Source organism: Enterococcus sp., from assembly GCF_022711995.1.
Taxonomy (GTDB): Bacteria; Bacillota; Bacilli; order Lactobacillales; family Enterococcaceae; genus Enterococcus_D.
Window position 1 is genome coordinate 1 of the sequence record NZ_JALAHI010000044.1, and the last position, 4,656, is coordinate 4,656.

Annotated in this window: 3 protein-coding genes; 1 reads left to right on the plus strand and 2 read right to left on the minus strand. The window is 39.9% G+C overall.

Going from position 1 to position 4,656, the window contains the following annotated elements; all coding sequences use genetic code 11:
- The first annotated feature begins 49 nt into the window (after positions 1 to 49).
- A complete protein-coding gene (locus Q0A12_RS04365) occupies positions 50 to 940 on the plus strand; it encodes a helix-turn-helix domain-containing protein (protein ID WP_291291452.1) in 891 nt (296 codons plus the stop codon).
- A gap of 165 nt (positions 941 to 1,105) precedes the next feature.
- Here Q0A12_RS04365 and Q0A12_RS04370 read toward each other — a convergent pair whose 3' ends face one another.
- Both Q0A12_RS04370 and Q0A12_RS04375 read right to left on the minus strand, forming a co-directional pair.
- Entirely contained in the window at positions 1,106 to 2,929 is a 1,824-nt protein-coding gene (locus Q0A12_RS04370) for an APC family permease (protein ID WP_291291453.1), read from the minus strand.
- Between the two features lie 220 nt (positions 2,930 to 3,149).
- Positions 3,150 to 4,656 (minus strand): YhgE/Pip domain-containing protein (locus Q0A12_RS04375; RefSeq protein WP_291291454.1); only part of this gene is annotated, 1,507 nt, incomplete at its 5' end.

Here is a 4,656-nt window from a genome sequence, read left to right on the forward strand (position 1 = left end):
CATAAATACTAATCCAATTCTACATAATCAGAAGAAATGAGGTGTCATTATGCAGTTAGAAATCAATAATGAAGCATTACCGGTTTATGAAGCTTTAGCAAGCAAGGTTAGAATCAGTATTATCCAATTACTTTCTAAAAATAAAATGAGCATCAAAGAATTAGCTTCTGCCCTCGGGTTAAGCAGCGCTATCGTAACCATGCATATAAAAAAATTGGAAGAGGCAAATATTATTAAGACCGAAAAAATTGGCCAAAAAAAAATATCCAGTTTACGCGTAGATAAAATCGATATCAATTTTCCTGAAAAAATATTCAATGCCTTTGATTTTAAAGAAACGTTTATTCCTGTCGGCCATTATACGAATTATTTCGTCGAACCAACATGTGGGTTAGCCACGATCAATGAATTTATCGGCGATGTAGATGAGCCAAAGTATTTCATGGATGCTCGCAGGATGGATGCCCGTATTCTTTGGTTCACAAATGGTTTTGTCGAATATCAAACTCCAAACTTTTTAACCAAAAATGAAAAACTAGAAATGCTTGAGATTTCAATGGAAATTTCCTCCGAATTTCCATTTGCTAATGACAATTGGCCTTCGGATATTACCTTTACATTGAATGGCATTGAGTTAGGTACTTGGACTAGCCCGGGTGATTTTGCAGACATCCGAGGAACGTATACGCCAGCTTGGTATCCAGATAATTTAAATCAATACGGCCTTTTAAAAACGATTCGAATCACCAAACATTTGACGAATATGGACGGAGCTCCTCTTTCAAACATTACGATTGCTGATATTCCAAGTAACGAAGATACTTGGCATCTAAAAGTAGAAGTTAAGAAAGACGCTAAAAATTCAGGTGGATGTACATTATTTGGGCGAGGCTTTGGGAACTATGATCAAGATATTAAAATCAAAACATTTTATAGTTGAATTTCTCAAATGAAAGAAATGACTTTATTTTTCAGCTACTAACCGATTGTCCAATAATAAGCTACATTATCAAAAAAAGCAGGTTGATCATATAATGAAATCCTTCTAGAAATTAGACCAAATATCTAGCTTCTAGGAGGATCATATAATCAACTTGCTTCTTTTCTATTTCTTCAAATGATAACTGTACGTGCCTACGACGATGTTTTCACGCCATGATAAACGGAATCTTAGTCGCAGACTGGTTTGGTTGTGGAGAATGTTTTGCCAGCGATGACGCGGTACAAACTGTGGAATAATGACTGTCGTCGTATAATTTTTCTTGGTCGCATTTTTGCTGACTAGATCCACATAGCGAATGATTGGATTTTCAATCGAACGATACGAAGAATGCACTACAGAAAAACGAACGTCTGGGAAATTTTGTTTGAATTCTTGTTCGATTTCTTTTTCCTTTTTGACATCTTCATCCAAAGAGACGTGCATCGCAACCACATAATCCCCAATCGATTGCGCATAATTCAACGCACCGATATTCACACGGGTTACGTTCCCTACCAATACGATGACAGTGTTGCCATCATAGGTGTGTAACGCCACTTCTTTTTCCAAACGTAGTTGCTCAGCGACTTTCTTATAATGATCATGAATCTTATAAAAGACAAACAATAGGATTGGCATGATGATAAAGAATGGCCAGATATCTCCTAGACGATAAACAAACAAGATTGCGATGATCGCAAATGAGATCAGTGCGCCGATGATGTTGGCCAATGATTTCATGAGCCAGCCTTTACCAGCATTTTTCCAACGAAGGACCATTCCTGTTTGAGAAAGAGCAAATGGAATGAATACCCCAATGGAATAAAGAGGAATCAAGCGTTCAGTTGAACCTTGGAAAATGAACAACAGCACAATTGAACCTGCAGCTAATGTGATGATCCCATTAGAATAGCCTAATCGGTCACCACGGTCTTGGTACATATGAGGCATATATTTGTCTTTAGCTAAATTATAAGCCAGCACAGGGAAAGCGGAGAAACCCGTGTTCGCTGCAACGGCTAGGATCAACGCTGTTGCAAATTGCAAAACGTAGTACATGAATCCGTGACCGAAAATAGCGGCACCAATTTGCGACAGAACGGTGACTTCTGCTTCAGGAACGATTCCATACCAATAGTTGATAAATGTGATCCCAACAAAGAAGAAACCTAAGACAGCGGCCATGATCGTCAATGTAGCGGCGGCATTTTTTGCTCGTGGCTTTTTGAAAAATGGCACAGCATTACTGATTGCTTCAACCCCCGTCAATGAGGAGGAACCTGAAGAAAATGCGCGTAAAATCAATGCGACAGAAACCCCTGGAACCACTGCTCCTGGTAATGCAGTTGCATTTAGCGGCTGCACCCCAGTGATAATATCAAATAGCCCCACTAGGATCAAAATCGTGATCACAGCAATAAACGTATACACGGGAATCATCAAGAAGCTGGCAGACTCTCGTAGTCCCCGCAGATTCAACATCATGATCAGAAGAACGATCGTGATGGATATGCCGACTTGATGCCCGTATAAAGCAGGTACCGCAGAAGTGATGGCCTCTGCTCCTGCCGATACGGAAACGGCAACCGTCAGCATGTAATCGATCAACAATGAACCACCTGCGATCAAGCCTGCATTCTTCCCTAGATTTTCACTACTAACGACATAGGCCCCACCACCATGAGGATACGCGTGAATGATTTGCCGATAAGACAACGTCAGCGAGATCAATAAGATGATGACGAATGCGGCGATTGGTAAAGAATACCAGATGGCTGCAGCTGACAGAGCGACTAGGACAACAACGATTTGTTCTGTCCCATACGCAATAGAAGACAAGGCATCAGAAGATAGTAATGCCAAAGCAGCTCTTCTTGTCAATTTTTGTTCATCATTCTCCGCGGATTTCAATGGACGTCCGACCAACAAACGTTTCAAATATTCCACTTTTTTTACACTCCTTTTTTCATGAAAAAGATCATAATTGCACATATAAAATTTCTTTGATAATTACTGAATTAACAAGACTGTATGCTACTCCTGAAACCGGGAAAAGTCAATGAAAATGACATGAAAAATTTGAACAATCTCCCTCTTCTTTTTATCAGAATTCGCCGGAAGATGCAAGAAAAGCAGATAGAACATTGTGCCCTACCTGCTTCTGATTTTAATGGAAAAAGTGACTCTTCTTCGAGACTTCCTCCATTTTCTTCGTTAGACCACTTAAATAAGGGTAAACCCATGTTCCTATCACACCAAAAACAATAAACAATAGGGATAGAATAATCAACTGAGGAATGGCGTTTGGCCAATAGATGCCGCCGGCTGATTCCCGCAATAAATTGACTGCATGAGTAAACGGTAATAATGGATTGATCATTTGGAAAAATTTACCAGACACTTGGATCGGATAATTTCCTCCGCCACCGGAAATCGATAAAACAAGGATGATGATTGCGATCCCTTTCCCGATATTTCCAAAGAGTGCGGCTAAGACGTAGACGATCATCATAAATGCGAGACCAACTAACAATGCGAAGAAGACACTGTACACTGGGTTGTGCACATCTACGCCAAGCAAGAACATATTTCCTAAAGTCACGATCAAACTTTGAGCAATAGCCATTGTTAGGAAAGTCAGCATTCGTGCAACAAATGTTTCTCGTTGTGTGATTCGTTTTTTGTCTTTCTTCTCTAAATGATACTCAGTGGTAGCCACACTAGAAAGCAGCAATGCGCCGACCCATAAACACAATGCAGTATAGAATGGTGTGCTGGCAGAACCGTTGTTGGCAATTGGATAGATGTCATTTGTTTCCAATTCCACAGGCTCTTTGAAGAAATTCGCTTCATCATTCGCATCCAGTTTCAATAGCTTGATGATTTCGCCTAGATCAACTTCATTTTCCCCTTTGCGAATCGCATCAGCAGCTTTTTGAATACCGGATTTGATATTCGGCCAATCATTGTTGATTAGATCGACTGCTGCATTTAATGCTTTTTCAACTTCAGGTAATTTTTGGTCTACCATATTCATGGTCGAAGTGATTTCTTCCTTGATGGTTGGCCAATCGTTTTGCAAGAAGTCAACAGCGAGACCCAATTTATCTTCAACGACTGGCAATTCATTGTTATAAAGATCTGCCCCTTTGTTGATGGCAGAAACAATTTCATCCATGTGTCCATTGAGCATCGTATTGGCATCGTGCAGCTCTTGCTTAATGGCAGGTAATTCTTTTTGATACTTTTCTAATATAGTGATGGCATTGCTGACCACACTTTTAGTAGAAGAGAGCAATGACGCAAAGTCAATGGCTTGCGCTTTTTTCAAGACATCTTGAGCAGTGGTGATGGTTTTGATTAATTTAGTCAACACATCACTGATCGTCTTGGTGATATTTTCTACATTAATGCCATTTAAAAGATTTGCAACCTCTTGTGCAGCGGTATTGATTTCAGTTAAATAGTTGGTAATGTCATCAACGCTGCCATTCTTAACCAATTCGCTTAGATGATCTAGCCGTGAAGAAAGATCTCCTAAGAGATTTTTTGCATTCGTCAATTGGCTGATGATTCCTGACAGATCTGCTGTATCACTTGAGTTTTGCAAGTTAGTCAAAAACGTGATCAAGCCATCCAACGCTGCTTGTTGCCGCTGAATGTTTTGTTGGAAG